General features: G+C 60.8%; 13 protein-coding genes. 12 read left to right on the top strand and 1 reads right to left on the bottom strand.

Annotated features, from left to right (window positions below; genetic code table 11):
- Positions 1 to 61 precede the first annotated feature (61 nt).
- From ACUXUR_RS03800 to ACUXUR_RS03775, 6 genes are all read left to right on the top strand, one after another.
- A complete protein-coding gene (locus ACUXUR_RS03800; RefSeq protein WP_445501017.1) occupies positions 62 to 418 on the top strand; it encodes a hypothetical protein in 357 nt (118 codons plus the stop codon).
- A gap of 101 nt (positions 419 to 519) precedes the next feature.
- On the top strand, positions 520 to 825 hold the full coding sequence (locus ACUXUR_RS03795) for a hypothetical protein (RefSeq protein ID WP_445501016.1): 306 nt from the start codon (positions 520 to 522) through the stop codon (positions 823 to 825).
- A gap of 56 nt (positions 826 to 881) precedes the next feature.
- The gene (locus ACUXUR_RS03790; protein ID WP_445501015.1) at positions 882 to 1,193 is read left to right on the top strand and encodes a polyhydroxyalkanoic acid system family protein; all 312 of its coding nucleotides are present in this window, start codon (positions 882 to 884) and stop codon (positions 1,191 to 1,193) included.
- A 209-nt stretch (positions 1,194 to 1,402) separates the two neighbouring features.
- Positions 1,403 to 2,608 carry a glycosyltransferase gene (locus ACUXUR_RS03785; protein ID WP_445501014.1) on the top strand — a complete coding sequence of 402 codons (1,206 nt, stop codon included), beginning with the start codon at positions 1,403 to 1,405 and terminating at the stop codon, positions 2,606 to 2,608.
- 5 nt (positions 2,609 to 2,613) lie between these two features.
- Positions 2,614 to 3,768, top strand: a complete 1,155-nt coding sequence (gene glf / locus ACUXUR_RS03780) for a UDP-galactopyranose mutase (protein ID WP_445501013.1) — start codon at positions 2,614 to 2,616, stop codon at positions 3,766 to 3,768.
- Positions 3,769 to 3,842: 74 nt separating this feature from the next.
- On the top strand, positions 3,843 to 6,017 hold the full coding sequence (locus ACUXUR_RS03775; RefSeq protein WP_445501012.1) for a family 1 glycosylhydrolase: 2,175 nt from the start codon (positions 3,843 to 3,845) through the stop codon (positions 6,015 to 6,017).
- A gap of 78 nt (positions 6,018 to 6,095) precedes the next feature.
- Here ACUXUR_RS03775 and ACUXUR_RS03770 read toward each other — a convergent pair whose 3' ends face one another.
- Positions 6,096 to 8,846, bottom strand: coding sequence for a glycoside hydrolase family 2 protein (locus tag ACUXUR_RS03770; RefSeq protein ID WP_445501011.1), 2,751 nt, complete (start codon positions 8,844 to 8,846; stop codon positions 6,096 to 6,098).
- Positions 8,847 to 9,174: 328 nt separating this feature from the next.
- Between ACUXUR_RS03770 and ACUXUR_RS03765 the strand changes: the two genes are divergently transcribed.
- From ACUXUR_RS03765 to ACUXUR_RS03740, 6 genes are all read left to right on the top strand, one after another.
- On the top strand, positions 9,175 to 9,465 hold the full coding sequence (locus tag ACUXUR_RS03765; RefSeq protein ID WP_445501010.1) for a hypothetical protein: 291 nt from the start codon (positions 9,175 to 9,177) through the stop codon (positions 9,463 to 9,465).
- A 142-nt stretch (positions 9,466 to 9,607) separates the two neighbouring features.
- A complete protein-coding gene (locus ACUXUR_RS03760) occupies positions 9,608 to 12,184 on the top strand; it encodes a DUF3772 domain-containing protein (protein ID WP_445501009.1) in 2,577 nt (858 codons plus the stop codon).
- A complete protein-coding gene (locus ACUXUR_RS03755) occupies positions 12,181 to 12,675 on the top strand; it encodes a CAP domain-containing protein (protein ID WP_445501008.1) in 495 nt (164 codons plus the stop codon). The genes ACUXUR_RS03760 and ACUXUR_RS03755 overlap by 4 nt, the downstream gene beginning before the upstream one ends.
- Positions 12,676 to 12,889: 214 nt before the next feature.
- Positions 12,890 to 14,791: an ABC transporter ATP-binding protein/permease gene (locus ACUXUR_RS03750; protein ID WP_445501007.1), complete on the top strand. Its 1,902-nt coding sequence runs from the start codon at positions 12,890 to 12,892 to the stop codon at positions 14,789 to 14,791.
- 108 nt (positions 14,792 to 14,899) lie between these two features.
- The gene (locus ACUXUR_RS03745; protein WP_445501006.1) at positions 14,900 to 16,702 is read left to right on the top strand and encodes a glucan ABC transporter ATP-binding protein/ permease; all 1,803 of its coding nucleotides are present in this window, start codon (positions 14,900 to 14,902) and stop codon (positions 16,700 to 16,702) included.
- Positions 16,703 to 16,714: 12 nt separating this feature from the next.
- Positions 16,715 to 17,587 carry an alpha/beta fold hydrolase gene (locus ACUXUR_RS03740; protein ID WP_445501005.1) on the top strand — a complete coding sequence of 291 codons (873 nt, stop codon included), beginning with the start codon at positions 16,715 to 16,717 and terminating at the stop codon, positions 17,585 to 17,587.
- The last annotated feature ends 2 nt before the right edge of the window (positions 17,588 to 17,589 follow it).

Raw genomic sequence — 17,589 nt, 5'->3', positions numbered from 1 at the left:
TAGGCGCTTCTTAATCCCTTGCGGCGATTCTTGGCCCGATTCGGGACCAAGGGTTGCTTACATGGAATCGAGATCGTCTCAGCCGACGAACGTCATTCGCTTTCCGGGCGCTCGCTCGTCGGCCAATCCGCGCCGCGATCAGAAGAGCCTCATGGATGCGGTTTATTCTGTAGGTTCGCTGCCGGTTTCGGCAGATGACCGAGCAACCAAGGACATGGCGACCAGGCTCAACATCTTTGGTTTCGTCGTGATCGATGAGGTGCTCTCCGACGGCACGGCCCGCCGCTTGCGTCCATCCGAGGCATTCCAGGCTTCGACCCTCCGCCCGTGGCGGGTCTCGAAACCATCGAGCCGCTACCAAGTCGATGATGATTGGCCTGAAACGGATCAGGATCTTTTTGCTGCTCTTCTTGCCTGATCTTTCAGGACTCGCCTTTCTTCTTTCCTGAACTATTTCCTGCTGCATCGCACAGGGCTTCGCCGAAATCCTGTGATTGTTTCTGCCGCAGGATCAAGGCAATGCATCTGGTGCAGCTTCTTCTGCCGCTGGCCGACAATGCAGGCCGCCGCTTCGATGGGAAGGCTTACGGTCGTGTTCGCTCCGAATTGTCGGAGCGGTTCGGCGGCATCACCAGCTTCACCCGCGCGCCCGCGGAAGGGGTTTGGAAGGAGGGTGGTCATACCGCCCATGACGACATTGTCGTGTTCGAAGTGATGGCACGCGAACTCGATCACGCCTGGTGGGAAAACTACCGCGCGGAGCTTGAGCGCCGCTTCCAACAGGAAACCCTTGTCATCCGCGCCATCAAGGTCGAAATGCTCTGACGACGGAACCTGAGCCGTGCTGCCCCGCTTGTTGAGACAACAAGCGGAGTATCGCCATGTCTAAGCCTCTCGTCGTTTCCATTCCACATAACCTTGGCAAGGCCGAGGCTTTGCGCAGGCTGCAGGGCGGAATGAGCAGCCTCAAATCGCAGTTCGGCGACAAGATTGCGTCCATTGATGAAAGCTGGGCCGGGGACCGCATGGACTTCCGCGTTGGAGCCATGGGCCAGAACGTAAGCGGCAATGTCCAGGTGATGGAAGAACAGGTGCGTGTGGAAGTGCAGCTACCGTGGATTCTCGCCATGGTGGCTGAAAAGGCAAAGACCTTCATCCAAAAGCAAGGAACCCTGATGCTGGAGAAGAAGTGATACGAACAATCATCATGAATAGTCGTTCACGAACATGAATGCAGTTGGAACCAAATAGCGCCCATTGCGTTGAGTAAACGATTGCGCCCGTGACCCTTCTCCGGTGCGCTTCACTAAAGTCATAGCTTTCATTCGCCCCGGACCGTGATTTTCCGTCCGACCGTGATACACATCTGTAGTTTGAGGATCGCGCTATGCATGAGCGTTTGATGACGCAGCCGCATGCCCTCCGTTCGCCTTATCAGGCCAGTTCCGAAAAGCCTCTCCTCGTCTGTTTCTCGCACCTTCGGTGGGATTTCGTCTGGCAGCGTCCGCAGCACCTGCTTAGCCGCGCCGTCAAGCATTACGATGTCCTGATCATTGAAGAACCTATCTTCAAAGCCGGCATCAAGCCGCATATGGACGTGAGCACCCGCCCGCAGGGTGTCACCATCGCCGTCCCGATGCTGCCGGAAGGTCTCTCGCATGAGGACATCATCGCCGAACAGCACGATCTGACAGAAGCCTTGATCGGACGGGAGTCCAATGGCTCGCGCGTATTCTGGTATTACACGCCGATGGCCATGGCTTTCTCCAGTGACTTCGAGTGCGATCTCTGTGTCTATGACAATATGGACGAGCTTTCACTCTTTCGTGGCGCGTCGCAGCAATTGCTCGATCTTGAGAGCGCGCTCTTTTCCCGCTGCGATCTCGTGTTCACCGGCGGCATGAGCCTCTACGAAGCCAAGAAGAACCGTCATCGGAGCGTCCACGGTTTTCCGTCCTCCATCGATTTCAACCATTTCTCGCAGGCGCGTTCCATCCATCCGGACCCGGAGGACCAAGCGTATATCCCGCATCCGCGCCTTGGGTTCTTCGGCGTGGTGGACGAGCGTATGGATATCGACCTTTTGGCCGAGGTTGCGGACCTGCGCCCCGATTGGCAGTTCATCATGATCGGTCCGGTTGTGAAGATCGATCCCGCCACCCTGCCGCAGCGCTCCAACATCCACTGGCTCGGCAGTAAGCACTATAGCGAACTGCCGCAGTATCTCTCGGGCTGGGATGTCGGCTTCATGAACTTCGCGCTCAACGAAGCGACAAAATTCATCAGCCCGACCAAAACACCCGAGTTTCTCGCCGCCGGCGTGCCGGTGGTCTCGACGCCCATCACAGACGTGGTGAAGCCCTATGGTGAAAAGGGTCTCGTCGAGATCGCGCGCAATGCGGAGGAGGTGGTCGCCAAGGTCGAAACCATACTCGGCCGGCCGAAAGAGGCCTGGCTTGCCAAGGTCGATCGGCATCTCACTCAAGGATCATGGGACAAGACGTGGGCCTCCATGCACAAACTCATGCTCGATGCCACAGGCGAAACGATGGCGGACCGTCCTGCCGCTGCCCCCCTCTCCATCTATGCCACCACGCCTGCGGAGTGATCTGAATGTATGACTGGCTGATTGTCGGCGCCGGCTTTGCGGGCTCTGTTCTGGCTGAGCGTCTTGCAACCGAGCGCAACGAACGCGTTCTTCTCATCGACCGCCGTAATCATATTGGCGGAAATGCTTACGATCGTTACGATGATGACGGCCTCCTGATCCATCAGTACGGTCCGCACATCTTCCACACCAATTCAAAGCAGATCTTCGATTATCTCTCCCGCTTCACCGAGTGGCGTTTCTACGAACACCGGGTTCTGGCTGAAGTAGACGGCATGCAGGTGCCGATTCCGATTAATCTCGACACCGTCAACAAGCTCTACGGATTGAACCTCACATCCGAGCAGCTGCAGGAATGGTTTGCCGAACGCGCCGAGAAGATCGGTGAGATCAGAACGTCGGAAGATGTGGTGGTCTCAACAGTGGGGCGTGAACTCTACGAAAAGTTCTTCCGCGGCTATACCCGTAAGCAATGGGGCCTCGATCCGTCGGAACTCGACAAGTCGGTGACCTCGCGCGTGCCGACCCGCACGAACCGGGATGACCGCTACTTTGCGGACGAGTTCCAGTTCATGCCGAAGCACGGCTATACCCGGATGTTCGAGAAGATGGTGAGCAACCCGAACATCCACATCATGACGCAGACGGATTATGAAGACATAAAGCACATCGTGCCGCATCGCCGCGTCATCTATACCGGTCCCATCGACGAGTATTTCAACTATCAGTTCGGAAAGTTACCTTATCGTTCGCTGCGCTTCGAGCATGTCACCCTCAACAAGCCCTGGCATCAGTCGGTGGGCGTGGTGAATTATCCGCAGACCCATGACTACACCCGCGTGACGGAGTACAAGCATCTCACGGGCCAGGAGCATGCAAAGACCGCTCTGACCTACGAGTATCCGTCTGCTGAAGGCGATCCCTACTACCCGATTCCGAAGCCTGAAAATCAGGAGCTCTTCAAGAAGTATGAGCGCCTGGCTTTGGCAACTCCCGATGTGTGGTTCGTGGGCCGCTTGGCGACCTATCGCTACTACAACATGGACCAGATCGTCGGCCAGGCGCTCGCCACCTTCCGGCGCATCAACGATGCCCTGCCGGTCGATGCGGATACGTCAAGCGTCAAGGCAATCTCGTCATCGGCTGCGATGATGTCATGACAGATAAGCTTCATCGAACAAACTGCACTGAGCATAGTTTTTGAACGTCCGGTAAAAAAATAGCTCGGAGCTTAATGATGAAGCAACCCCTGGAGCTTTGGGGCGGTATCGAATGTACTGTTGCGCGTGTTGGCGACGATTACCGCGACCAAAGCCTGGAGACCGGGTACACCAATCGCGTCGAGGATCTTGATCGCATTGCTGAACTTGGAATCCGCACGCTGCGACACCCGGTTCTTTGGGAGACGATTTCCCCCGAGAGCCCGGACCACACTGATTTCACATGGCACGACGAGCGTCTGGGGCGGCTTCGGAAGCGCGGAATCCGTGTTATCGCGGGCCTGTGCCATCATGGCAGCGGCCCGCGCTACACGCATATGCTTGATCCGGCTTGGCCGGAACTTCTCGCACGTCATGCCGCCAAAGTGGCCGAGCGCTATCCGCATCTCGATCTCTACACTCCCGTCAACGAGCCGCTCACCACGGCGCGTTTCTCCGGGCTCTATGGCCATTGGTATCCGCATGGCACGAGTTATGAGGCTTTCCTCAAAATTCTCGTGAACGAATGCAAGGCCAGTGTTCTGTCCATGCGTGCCATTCGCAAAATTCGGCCGGATGCGCAGCTTGTGCAGACGGAGGACATGGGAAAGACCTTCTCGACGCCCTTGCTGGCCTATCAGGCCGAGCATGAGAACCAGCGCCGTTATTTAAGCTTCGATCTCCTTTGCGGTATGGTGGATCGGCACCATCCGTGGTGGCCGATCTTCATCGAGAACGGCGTCAGCGAAGCGGATCTCGAACTCTTTCTCGAAGCCGATGCTGCACCCGACATCATCGGCATCAATCATTACCTCACGAGCGAGCGCTATCTCGACGAGAACATGAAGCGCTATCCCGAGCACCATTGGGGAGGTAACGGGCGCCACCAATATGCGGATGCGGAAGCGGTGCGCATGCCGCTGCCGCTTGAGGATATCGGCCCTGCGGCCCGGTTGCGCGAGGTATGGGAGCGCTACAAGCGTCCCATCGCGGTGACGGAGGTCCACCATGGCAGTTCGCGCGACGATCAACTGCGCTGGCTGATCGAGGTGTGGAACGACGTCAAGGCTTTGCGGGATGAAGGTGCCGACATTCGCGCCGTGACCGTCTGGTCGCTCTTCGGCGCGGTGGACTGGAACAGCCTGCTCACGCGGCGCAATGGTTTCTATGAGGCTGGTCCCTTCGACGTGCGGGCGCCTGAACCTCGGCGTACGGCTCTGGCCCATGCCGCCGAGGCGCTCGCGAAGACCGGCAGCTATGATCATCCGGTTCTCGACCGTGCGGGATGGTGGAAGCGCGACATTCGGTTCTACAAGCGTCCGTCCAAGCCATCGCGGTCCTGCTGGCTTGCTGACGAGCCGCGCCGGCTTCTGATTACGGGCGCCACCGGAACGCTGGGGCGTGCTTTTTCGCGTCTGGCCGAGTTTCGTGGACTCAACCATGTGCCGCTCTCGCGAGCCGACATGGATATTGCGGATGCAAAGAGTGTGGAGCAGACTCTTGCCTGCCACAGGCCCTGGGCCGTCATCAATACCGCAGGTTATGTGCGCGTGTCGGAGGCTGAAGACGATGCCGTAGCCTGTTTCCGTGAGAATGCGGTAGGAGCTGAGATTTTGGCGAAAGCTTGCGCGGACCTTGGGATCCCGCTCGTGACCTTCTCATCCGACCTCGTCTTCGATGGAACACTCGACAGGCCTTATGTCGAAAGTGACGAGGTCAATCCCACCACCGTCTATGGCGCGAGCAAGGCGGAGGCCGAGCGGCGGGTTCTGGCCGCGCACGACAAAGCCCTCATCATCCGCACGAGCGCCTTCTTCGGCCCATGGGATCGCTACAATTTCGTCTGGTCGATCCTCAAGGCCTTGAGCAAAGGGGAGGGGGTCGAGGCCAGTGTCGATATCGTGTCGCCGACTTACGTACCCGATCTTGTGAACACGTCTCTCGATCTGCTGATCGACGGCGGAACAGGGATCTGGCACATGGCCAATATCGGTGAGATTTCCTGGCGCGATCTGGCGGCGCAGGCGGCCGAGAGGGCAGGCTTCGATCCGAGCCTCGTGACGGAGGCAAGCGATCTGCCGGTTCTCAGGACAGCGCTTTCCACCGAGCGTGGCATCCTCATGCCCCGGCTTGAAAGCGCGCTTGATCGCTTCTTCATCGACAGCGAGGTTGAGTGGTCGGAGGAGAGCCTGAAAGTGGCTGCCGAATAGCAGGAGCGATCTTCCAAGAGGCTATGAGAACGGCGCGGAGGGATCCGCGCCGTTTCTGCTTCGGATCGCGTAGGTCGGTCAGGCCGCGGCTTCCGCGGCCCGCACGGCTTCTTCGAGACGGGCAGCGCGGGACTCGACCGCCAGCTCCACCAGGGCATCCATCAGCATCGTTGCCGTGGGATCGGCCATCGGCGCATCCCGGAACAGGCGGAGCGTCGAGGCGACAAGGCGGCCGCGTCCATAGGAGCGCTCGACGCCCAGCGCGACCGGCTTGTGAATCCAGCCGACCACGAGACCGGCGAAGACGCGGGCCTGGAAATCGAGCAGGTTGCAGCCCGAGATCACGAAGTCGGGCAGCACGCGGTCCATAGTCTCATCGAGCAGTGGGCCTGACGGGAAGCGGGCGAAATGGCCCGAGCGTCGCAGCCAGCCGAAGGAGGAGGCCCAGTCGCCCGACCACAGGGTGCCGTGCCGTGACTGCACTCTCACCGCCTGCCAGTGGGGGAAGAACGGATAGAGAGTCATGTCCTCTTCCGGCAGCAGCAGGAGCTTGGCTCCGGCGCGCACATGATCGGCAATCGCCTTGTTGTGCGTGCGGGAAACGACCAGCGTCGATTCCTCGAAGGCGCGTGCCATGGTGTAACCGAGAGCGCGGAAGCGCTCGCGGATGTCCTCATCCGGCGACCACACCAGCTCCCGCACATGCATAGGCCTTGTGCGCTTCGGGTGAATGGCGATGTCATGGTGATTCTGCGCGATGAGGCGACCATCGGATGCGCGCAGCGTGAAGCTGATTCGCCGCAACGAGGCCTCGTCCATCTCCGGGAGCTGCACCTCGACCCGACCGATATCGAGCACGTTCGGTGCTTCGATCGGCGGCAGATCGATGCGCTGCGTCTCATTGCAGATGCTGATCTCAAGATGGCAGTTCTCGAGCGGTGCTCCCGCACCGTGCGCGACCGCCAGCTCCAGCGCCACCGTCTCGCCCGACCAATAGGAGGCGCGCTCCCATTTCGGCACGATTACCGTATCCGTGTTGAAGATGTGGAACAGCTCGTGGAACACGCGTGTATTGCGGCGCATGTCGAGCAGGCCGTTCGACTCCCAGTGGCAGTCGTGCAGCTCGGTGATTACGTAGCCGGCCAGATTGGGCTTCCGGCGCATGGCCTCGATCTCGTACTTGAAGGCGCGGAACTGCTGCCATTGCGCGGCGATCACGAAACGGCGCAGGTCGCCGAAAACGCGGTCCAGGCTCCAGTCCGAGAAGCGGTTCTCGACGCCGTGGGCATACATCACGCCCTCGCCCCAGTCGTGGCCGGTCTCGAACCACCAGGGCTCCTCGCCCTTGGCGTCGCGCAAATCCTTCGGATAGGGCAGGCCCCAATTGCCGAACTCGGAACACATGAGCGGCTCGCGACCGGTGATCACCGCATCGCCGTGAGGTGAGTAGAGCCACGACGCGCGGTTCGACAATTCGTCCACGAACTGATCCCACGCCGCGCGATGATCCGGGTACGCAGCATAGAAGTGATAATCCGCGATATCGGATTCCACGTGGAAGCTGGGTGCCAGCGGCGAGTTGTCGACGACGAGGCGCGTTGGGTCATAGGCTTTGAGCCACGCGAAGGTGCGCTTGAGCCAGTCGCGGTGGTCTGCGTCGTTGACGAGGTCGACGCCCCAGTTTTCGTTGATGATCGTCCAGATGATGATGGACGGGTGGTTGCAGTCGCGGTCGACGATGCCTTTCAGGAGTTTTTCCTTGCGTCCGCGCGAGCGATCGGTGGCCATGCCGCCGTTGGGAAGCTCCGTCCAGATCAGCATGCCCATGCGGTCCGCGGTTTCGTAATAGCGCGGATCCGCCGCCTTGATGTGGCAGCGCAGGCAGTTGAGGCCGAGTTCCTTCGCTTTCCGGAACTGATCCTCCAGGAATTCTACTGACGGCACGGTGCAGATCGTGTCCGGGTAGTAATCCTGATCGAGCGCCGCGCGTAAGTAGAGCGGCTCGCCATTGAGATAGAACTTGCCGTTGCGTGTCTCGATGGTGCGGAAACCGAAATTGTCGGCAATCTCGTCCTTCACCTCACCACTACGCATGAGCTGCAAGCGGACGCGATAGAGATTCGGATGATCAGGCGACCACGGCTGCACATCCGGCACCTTCAGCTCGAAGGGCATGCTGGTGACGCCGACTTGCGTCTCATGCATCTCATCGATCACGACCTGGCCTGACGGATCCGTCACCTCGATGCGGATCTGCGTAGCGTCCGTGAGGGGGCGCGCAAAGAACACGCCCGATGTCACGACACCTGTCGCCAGGTTTGGAACGAGACGCACGCGGTTCATATGGTCAGGAATACGACGCTCGAGATAGACCGACTGCCAAATGCCGGAGAGCGGGCCATACCAGCTCTGCTTGCCGAACGGGATTTCGGCAAAGGGCGAATCCGGGAACTCGGCCGGGTTGTCGGTGGGCGAGTCCACGCGCACCTTGATCTCGTTCGGTCCCGGCTTGAGGTGAGGCGTCACATCGAACGAGAAGGGCAGGAAGCCACCCTCGTTGTGGCCGACGGCCTCACCATTGATGAAGACCTTCGTATTGTGGAAGACGGCACCGAACCGGATCCAGATGCTGTCGTGCAGCCACGATTCGTCGATCTCGATCGTCCTGCGATAGATGCCGATCCCCGCCCGCATGCGTAGGTCCGAGAACTGGGCCTGCCAGGGACTTGGCACCACGATCTGGCGAACCTCCGCCGGGCCGGACAGGCGATCATCGGCAACGTGCAAAAATTCCCAATTCCCGTCCAGACTGATGCGATTGTCCTGCATGATTTCTCCTTGAATCAGAGATTACCCAAGGGCGCCCAAGACGGCGAAAAAATGGCTTCGGACCGGGAGACGAAAGCCATGCCGGGGGGTGCGACAATCGATGCTTCCAAAGCCTGCCCGAACCATCGACCCCTCGTCTCTGACACTGGTTAGTGGCCCGTCTCGAACAACGGCGAAACAATGCATTGGATCCAGGGGAGGGTGTCTGAATGCTTGCTGGCGAAGCGCGGATGCTTGGCAGGAACCGCTCCCTCGCATCTGGCGTTGCCCTGATAACGCCGAGCCCTGCTGCTCGCCCTAAAACCCATTCATTCCAAAGAGGCTTGAGATGGCTCAACAAATTCCAGACGATCGCGCCCGCCAGGGTGCCTCCGGCCGCCCGGTCCTGGGTGTCTTGCTCGGCTCGCTCCTGCTGGTCGCCATCGCCGTGGGTGGCTACTTGATCTGGGCAGGCGCGCAATCTCCCGATGACCCCGGTACGGACGCCGCTCGTTCGGCTACAACCGGTTCGACCACGGGCTCCTCCAATGCCAATCCCACAAACCGGATCACGCCTGCAAACCCGGCTTATCCCGTGCCGGAGGCCAAGCCCTCGGCCAACGAACCGGCGCAGCGATAAAAGACGAAATTCTTCGAGAAAGCCTGGATGGAACCCGACCATCCAGGCTTTTTTGTTGCGCTCCGGCTGCCCGGCGGCGAGTTTTCGCCTTATTGATTCGCGAAAGAACCGGCCCGCAAGGGAATGCGATAAGGCGGACTGAATGACAGGGATTGGACTAAAGCGGCTCTTTTCCGCCGTGATCATCGCGTGCGGCCTGACCTCGGGAGGCCTGGCTCTCGCCCAGCAGGCACAAACGCCATCCCGGGCCCAACCCCAGGCTCAAGCCCCTGCCGCACCTCAGGCCCCCGTGCCCCAGCAACCGGCATCGCCTCCGGCCGCGGCCTCTGATACGACGCCCGCAGCAAACGTCTCGGCTGAAACGAAGGCGGCCCGTGCCAAGCTCGATGGCTTCAAGGCGGATCTCGACCAGAAGGAGCTGGCGCTCCAGGGGCGCGTGCTGTCCGATGTGGAGCTGCAGAACCTGCGCCAGCAGATCGAGCCTATCATCGCCGACATCCGCACTGTCATCGACGAGCAGGCGCCGAAGCTGGAGGCAAGCCGTCAGCGCCTGTCCCAGCTCGGACCGAAGCCTGCCAGCGGGCAGCCCGAGGAAAGCGCCGATGTCGCCAAAGATCGCGCCGACCGCGAGGCGGCCGTTGCGGAACTCGACGAGACCCAACGTCTCGGGCGCGCGCTTCTGGTGCAGGCCGAGCAGCTGAGCGCGCAGATCGGCGACTTGCGCCGGGCCGGTTTCGCGCGCGCGCTCTTCGAACAGAGCGATGGCCTCCTCAGCCCCAACCTCTGGATGAACGTGATTCAGGCAATCCCGCGGGAGCTCAGAGCTCAGCGGGTCGTGCTGTCCGACGCCTTCGACCAATTGCAGCGCAACGCGACTCTCGGAGCCCTTTTCGTCCTCGGATTGGCCATCGGCGCTGCCGTCGCGCTTTATATCGGCCGTCGTTCGATCGCCCCGCGTCTCGTCCGTCGCGATCCGGCGATCACGGATCCTTCACGCCGGAGCCGCTTGATGGCTGCCATCGGCGTTCTCGTGCTGGGCGCAGGTCCAGCCATTGCCGGAAGCTGGATCGTCTGGGTGGCCTTCGACGCCGCGGACGTCGTCCCGCCGCGTTTAGAGCAGGTGGTGAAATCGCTGCTCGGCGGCTTGGCCTTCATTGCCTTCGTGCGGGCACTTATCGATGCGATTCTCGCGCCGGATCATCCGTCGTGGCGCCTCATCCCTGTCCGGGACGCTTCTGCCGCGCGCATCATGCGCTTCTCCGTCACGCTCGCCACCGTCATGGTCGTCGGCAAGGTGATCGAGGCCTTCAACAAGGCCATCGCCGCGGCCCTGCCGATCACAGTGATCACCAGGGCGGTTTTCGCACTGGCCATGGCTCTGCTCTTCGCGGAGTTGCTGCGCCGGTTTGCGACTCGTGAAAGCCAGGATGAGGCCTGCCTCGGCCCTTATGTTCCACAAGAGGTCGATATCGGCGGTCCGGTGCGAAGCCTCGGCTGGTTCGTTGTGGCTGTTGTCATCGGCAGCGTGCTCGGCGGCTACACGGCTCTTGCTTCCTTCGTCATTGAGCAGGCGGTCTCGATCTCGACTATTATCGCCATGCTGATCCTCGGCATTGCGCTGGCCGATGAATTCATCGGCGGATCGCTGCGCGGACAGAGCAGGCTTGCCACGACCTTGCAGGCCAATACGGGTATCCGCCGCCGCTCCCTGGAACAGATTGGCGTGCTGGCGAGCGGCATTGCGCGGCTCGCGCTCATCACCATTGCCATCCTGCTGGTCCTGCTGCCCTGGGGCATCGAATCCACGGATGTCATGACTTCGCTGCGGGCGCTGTTCTTTGGCTTCAATGTCGGCGATGTCACGATCTCCTTGTCATCGATCCTGATTGCGGCGCTGCTTTTCGCGGCAGGCTTCACGATTACGCGCATCATTCAGCGTTGGCTCGACAACACCTTCCTGCCGGCTACCGACCTCGATGCAGGCTTGCGCAACTCGATCCGCACTGCGGCGGGCTATGTAGGCGTCATCACGGCGGGCGTCGTTGCCTTCACCTATCTGGGCCTTAGTCTGGAGAGGCTGACCATCGTCGCCGGTGCCCTGTCGGTGGGTATCGGTTTCGGCCTGCAATCCATCGTCAACAACTTCATCTCAGGCCTGATCCTGCTCTGGGAGCGCCCGATCCGTGTGGGCGATCTTGTGGTCGTGGGTGACGGTGAGGGCTATGTTCGCCGGATCAATGTGCGCTCCACTGAGATCCAGACCTTCGACCGCTCGACGCTGATCGTGCCGAACTCGAACCTGATCTCGGGCATTGTGCGCAACCGCGTGCGAAACGACCGCGTCGGGCGCGTGCTCGTTTCGGTTCCCGTGCCGCGCGCAACCGATCCTGATTTGATGGCGGACATCATGCGCCGCGCCGCACTGGCGCATCGCGAGGTGATGAGCGAGCCAAATCCGCGCGTGCTCTTCAAGAAGGTGACGGAGAACACGATCGACTTCGATCTCGTCTGCTTCGTGGACGACATCGATGCGGCGGCCCGCGTGTCGAGCGATCTCTATTTCGAGGTTTTCCGGGGGCTTCGGAAGGCGGGCATCGGCGTGCCCGCACCGAGCACGCCTGAGCCCGAGGAGGCCGAGGAGGCCAAGGCAGATGAGTCCAAAAAGACGGGGGATGAGGATGAAACCTTAACCCTTCTCAAGGATAAGTCGCGGGCATGAAAAGCCTCATCTGTTTCAGCCTTGCAGCGCTCGTCCTGGCGGGATGCCAGTCCGAGCAGAAAGTACGCCCGCAGACACCGAGCTTTTATGCTTCCATGGCCAATTCTGGTGCCGTGGTGGATGCCGCCATGGCGCGGGACATGATCGGCGCCTATCGCCGCAACAACGGCTTGGGCCCGCTTATCCTGGATCCCGATCTGCAGGCGGCGGCGCAGGCGGAGGCCGATGCGATGGCGGCGGCGGACAAGCCGAGTTCCGCCGATGCGTTCAAGAGCCGCCTGTCCTCGGCAGGTTATGTCGCGCCGGCTGCCAATCTCTCTGCAGGCTATCACACGCTGGCCGAAGCTTTCTCCGGTTGGCGCGAGAGTCCGCAACACAATCGCGTGCTGCTCGATTCGAAGGCCACACGGATCGGCATTGCCACGGCCTATACGCCCAATTCCAAATATAAGGTCTATTGGGCGCTGGTCGTCGCAGCGGACAGGCGCTGATTCAGGATTTCGCCTGATTGAAAGACTTAGCCGTTCTGTCGCAGTCCGGAACCTAAACAGAAGCGTAGCTCTTTAGCTTTCAGCGTCAATGTCGGCGCGGAAAGAGTACGCTTTCAGGGACATGCCGGACTTCGATCCCAAATTGGGCAAACAAATGCCCCCCCCTCCCGCAACAGGGAGCAATCAGGAGGTTGGACCCGGTCAGGAGAAGACTTTGGCGAAGGAGGCAAATCGCGCCGCCGCTCATCAGCCGGAGCAGCCGCAAGGCCCTGAACATGCACAAGAGCATCGTCCCAGCATTGGACGAGAGCTGTTTCTGTTGTTTCGGGACATGTTCCGGAACCGGAAAGGCTGGCCGATGCTGCGGCTTGCCATTGCCATTGTCGTCGTTCTGATCGGCAACATGATCGGACAGGTGCGGCTGAACCAGTGGAACGGTGCCTTCTTCGATGCAGTGGAAAAGCGTGATACATCCGCTTTCTTCCATCAGCTTCTCGTCTTCCTCGTCATCGTCGCCGCGCTGCTTGCGCTGGTTGTGGGGCAGACCTGGCTTCAGGAGCGGCTCAAGATCCGCTTGAGGCAGCGCCTCACCCAGGTTTTGCTCGATCTCTGGCTCAAGCCCAACCGTGCCTATCAGCTCGGCTTCATGGGAGAGGCGAGCGGCCAGCCCGATCAGCGTCTCCAGGAGGATTGTCGTCTGTTCTCCGAGCTGTCGACGGAGCTTGGCGTCGGCATGCTTCAGGCCTTTCTCCTGCTCGTCAGCTTCATCGGCGTTTTGTGGACGCTCTCTGGCACGACGATCTTCGTCATCGGCGGAAACGAGATATCGATCCCCGGTTACATGGTGTGGGTTGCGATCGGCTATGCGGGTATTGGCTCCGGGCTCACGTGGCTTGTAGGGCGTCCATTGATCCGTCTCAACACACTCCGCTATGCGCGTGAAGCTGACTTACGTTTCGCGCTCGTGCGCGTGAATGAGAGTGCGGAGAGCGTTTCGCTGTACAATGGCGAGAATGACGAGCGGCGCAGCCTCGATGAATTCGTGGAGGCGGTTCTCAAGGCAACACGCCGCCTCTCAGGAGCCCTTGCCCGCCTGACCTGGATCACATCGGGCTACGGATGGGTCGCGATCGTGGTTCCGATCATCGCTGCCGCGCCGGGCTATTTCAGCGGGCGGTTGTCTTTCGGCGGCATGATGATGGTGGTTGGTGCCTTCAATCAGGTGCAGGCCGCTTTGCGCTATTTCGTCGACAACTTTCCAAAGATTGCGGATTGGCGCTCGGCAGTGCTGCGTGTCGCCACCTTCCGCCAGGCGGCCATCGACTTGGACGAGGTCACGGTCGAGAACCGCAAGATCGATATTCAGCCGCACCCGAAAGGCTGGCTCAGCTTCGAGGGGGTGTCCATTGCATTGAGCGACGGCAGCATTCTCATCGAAGATGCAACGGCGGAAATTCAGCCTGGGGAGCGGGTGCTGATCATGGGCGAATCCGGCGCCGGCAAGAGCACGCTCTTCAGGGCGATCTCCGGTCTCTGGCCCTGGGGTTCCGGCAGGATCCGCATTCCTCCCGGCAATGAGATGATGTTTCTGCCGCAGCGCCCCTATCTGCCGCTCGGAACGCTTAGGGCCGCGCTCAGCTATCCGGCCTCGCCCGATACCTTCGACGATGCGGATATCCGTGCAGCCCTGGAACGCTGCGGCCTGGGCGAATTCTTGGACATGCTCGACAAGCACGAGCGCTGGGACAAGACTCTCTCCCTCGGCCAGCAGCAGCGCGTCGCCTTCGCCCGTGTTCTGCTCCACAAGCCCCGCTGGGTCTTCATGGACGAGGCCACCTCCGCCCTCGACGAGGAGAACCAGGATTCCATGTTGTCCCTGTTCGATGAGGATCTGAAGGGCGCAACCGTCATGTCCATCGGGCACCGTCCGGGACTTGAGGAATTCCACACACGCACCCTTCATATTCGCAAGACGGAGGAAGGGGCGATCCTTCTGCCGAAGCCTCTGCTGCAGAGGGCTGCACATCCGAGGCGGAGATGGATCGGCAGCCTCCACAAGCGCTTCAGAAAACACGGCCATACCCATCCTCATGGCGAAACTCAGGGTGAGGCGTGAGGCGGCTATGGACCAGAGCCTTGGCATTCTAGGCAAACAGGGCTACGAAACTCTCTATCAGGAGCGGAGTTCTATTGATGAGCTTCGCCATGGTTGCAGGTCGATCCTATGCGGCTGATCAGGTTATATGTGCGCGTTCTGGGCCAACTCGGGTCTGACCTGAGAATTGGCGCATTGCTCGCCCTGGCCAATGTCGCCCTGGCAATTTCGGCCTTTGCCGAGCCGATCCTGTTTGGCCGCATCATCGACGTTCTCACCCGCGCGCAGATCCCGGGCTCACCTCCCGTCACGTTTTCCGTGCTCATGCCCTTGATCGCCGCCTGGGTGGCCTTCGGCCTTTTCTCCATCGGGGCGGGCGCTCTCGTCGCACTCCACGCAGACCGTCTGGCCCATCGCCGTCGCCTTGCCGTTGTCGCCGATTACTTCGAGCACGTTCTCGAACTGCCATTGGCCTTTCACACCTCCACCCATTCGGGCCGCGTGTTGAAGGTGATGCTGGAAGGCTCGAGCGGCATGTCCTGGCTCTGGCTCGGCTTCTTCCGGGAGCATCTGTCGGCACTCATCGCACTTGTGGTTCTCCTGCCGCTGACCGTATTCCTGAACTGGCGTCTGGGACTGCTCCTCGTCGTGCTTGTCGGCGTGTTCGCCGTGCTCACCGCCATCGTGCTGCGCAAGACCGAAACCCTGCAGGGGTCCGTCGAGCGATACCACTCGAGTCTCGCCGAACATGCCTCTGACGCCCTCGGCAATGTTCCGGTGATCCAGTCGTTCACGCGCATTGAGGCCGAGAGCCGTTCGCTGCGTACGATCATCCAGCAATTGCTGCAGGCGCAGAACCCGGTTCTGTCCTGGTGGGCGCTGGCTTCCGTGGCGTCTCGTGCTTCGGCCACCATCACGGTCACTGCCATTTTCCTGCTCGGAACATGGCTGCATCTCAGCGGCTTGGCGACCATCGGCGAGATCGTCATGTTCATGAGCATGGCCACGATGCTCATTGGACGTCTGGAACAGGCCGTGAGCTTCATCAATCAACTCTTCATGCAGGCACCGAAGCTGCAGGAATTCTTCGAGATTCTCGATACGACGCCTGCCGTGCACGACCGCTCCAACGCCAAAACGGTTGCTCGCTTCAAGGGCGAGGTCGTGTTCGACAATGTGAGCTTTTCCTACGACGGCAAGCGGGCCGCCGTGCAGGACGTGACCTTCGCGATCCATCCGGGCGAGAACGTGGCACTGGTGGGCGCAACGGGTTCCGGCAAGTCGACGACACTGGGATTGCTGCACCGGGCCTTCGATCCGCAATCGGGCTGCATCCGCATCGATGGCGACGACATCCGCGATGTGACCCTCGCTTCACTCCGCCGCAATATCGGCGTCGTGTTCCAGGAGCCGATGCTCTTTGCCCGCACGATCCGCGAGAATCTCCAGGTCGGTCGCCCCAATGCCACGGATGCGGAAATGATCGAGGCGCTGGAGCGTGCCCAAGCCATCGAGTTCATCTCCCGTCAGGCGGAAGGGCTCGATTCGGTGATCGGCGAGCGCGGGCGCTCCCTCTCCGGCGGCGAACGCCAGCGCCTGTCGATTGCGCGTGCGCTGTTGAAGAACCCGCCAATCCTCATCCTGGACGAGGCGACGAGCGCGCTGGACGCTGCCACCGAGCGGAAGCTGCAGCGGGCGCTCGATGAGGTGATGAAAGGCCGAACGACCTTCGTCATCGCCCATCGCCTTGCCACCATCCGCAACGCCAATCGCATTCTCGTCTTCGATCAGGGCCGCATCATCGAATCCGGCACCTTTGATGAACTCGTGGCGAAGGGCGGGCGCTTCGCCGAGCTCGCCCGTGCGCAGTTCATGGCAGCGGAGGAATCCACCGTACAGGTGGTGCGAGAATCCATCGCCGCTCAGGCCTGAGTTCCACGGATCATGGTTCAGGCCATCGACCCTCGCACGACCGGCATCCGCCTTCGGGCCAACGGCATCACATTCCATTGCATCGAGGCCGGGCCGAAGGACGGGCCTCTCGTCCTCCTGCTGCATGGCTTCCCGGAATTCTGGTGGGGCTGGCGCTATCAAATCGAACCGCTGGCGAGCGCCGGCTTTCATGTGCTCGCGCCGGATCAACGCGGCTACAATCTCAGCGACAAGCCGGAAGGCCGCAGGGCCTACGAACTCGACACGCTGGCGAAGGATGTCCTCGCTTTGGGCGAGGAGCTCGGATACAGCCGGTATTCTCTCATCGGTCACGATTGGGGCGGCCTTGTCGCCTGGTGGGCGGCGTCCCGACATCCGGAGCTGATCGAGCGGCTGATCGCCATCAACGCCCCGCATCCGGCCATTGCGGGCGCTTACATGCGCCGTCACCCCAGCCAGATGCTGAAAAGCTCGTATATCGGGTTCTTTCAGGTTCCCTATCTTCCCGAGGCTCTCCTGGCGGCCAACGATCACCGTGTGCTGAGGCGGGCGCTTCTGCGCACGAGCCGGGCTGGCACGTTCTCGGAACAGGATCTGGTAGAATACAGGAGAGCGTGGTCGCAGCCCGGTGCGCTCACAGGCATGCTGAACTGGTATCGCGCGCTGCCTCTCAAGCCTCCTCATCGTTCACCGGACAAGCTGAGGCCGCCTGTCCTCGCAATCTGGGGCATGCGCGACCGTTTTCTGGAATTCGGCTTATGTGAGGATAGTCTGGCCTTGTGCGCCAACGGCCAAGCGCAAAAGGTCGAGATGGCAACGCATTGGGTCCACCTGGAGGAGCCCGAGCGCATCAACAGGGCGTTGATCGCGTTTCTGAAGGCCTGACG

It is taken from the genome of Microvirga medicaginis, assembly GCF_052658925.1.
Note: the sequence above shows the minus strand (reverse complement) of the source record. Positions and strands in the feature narration are given on the sequence as shown.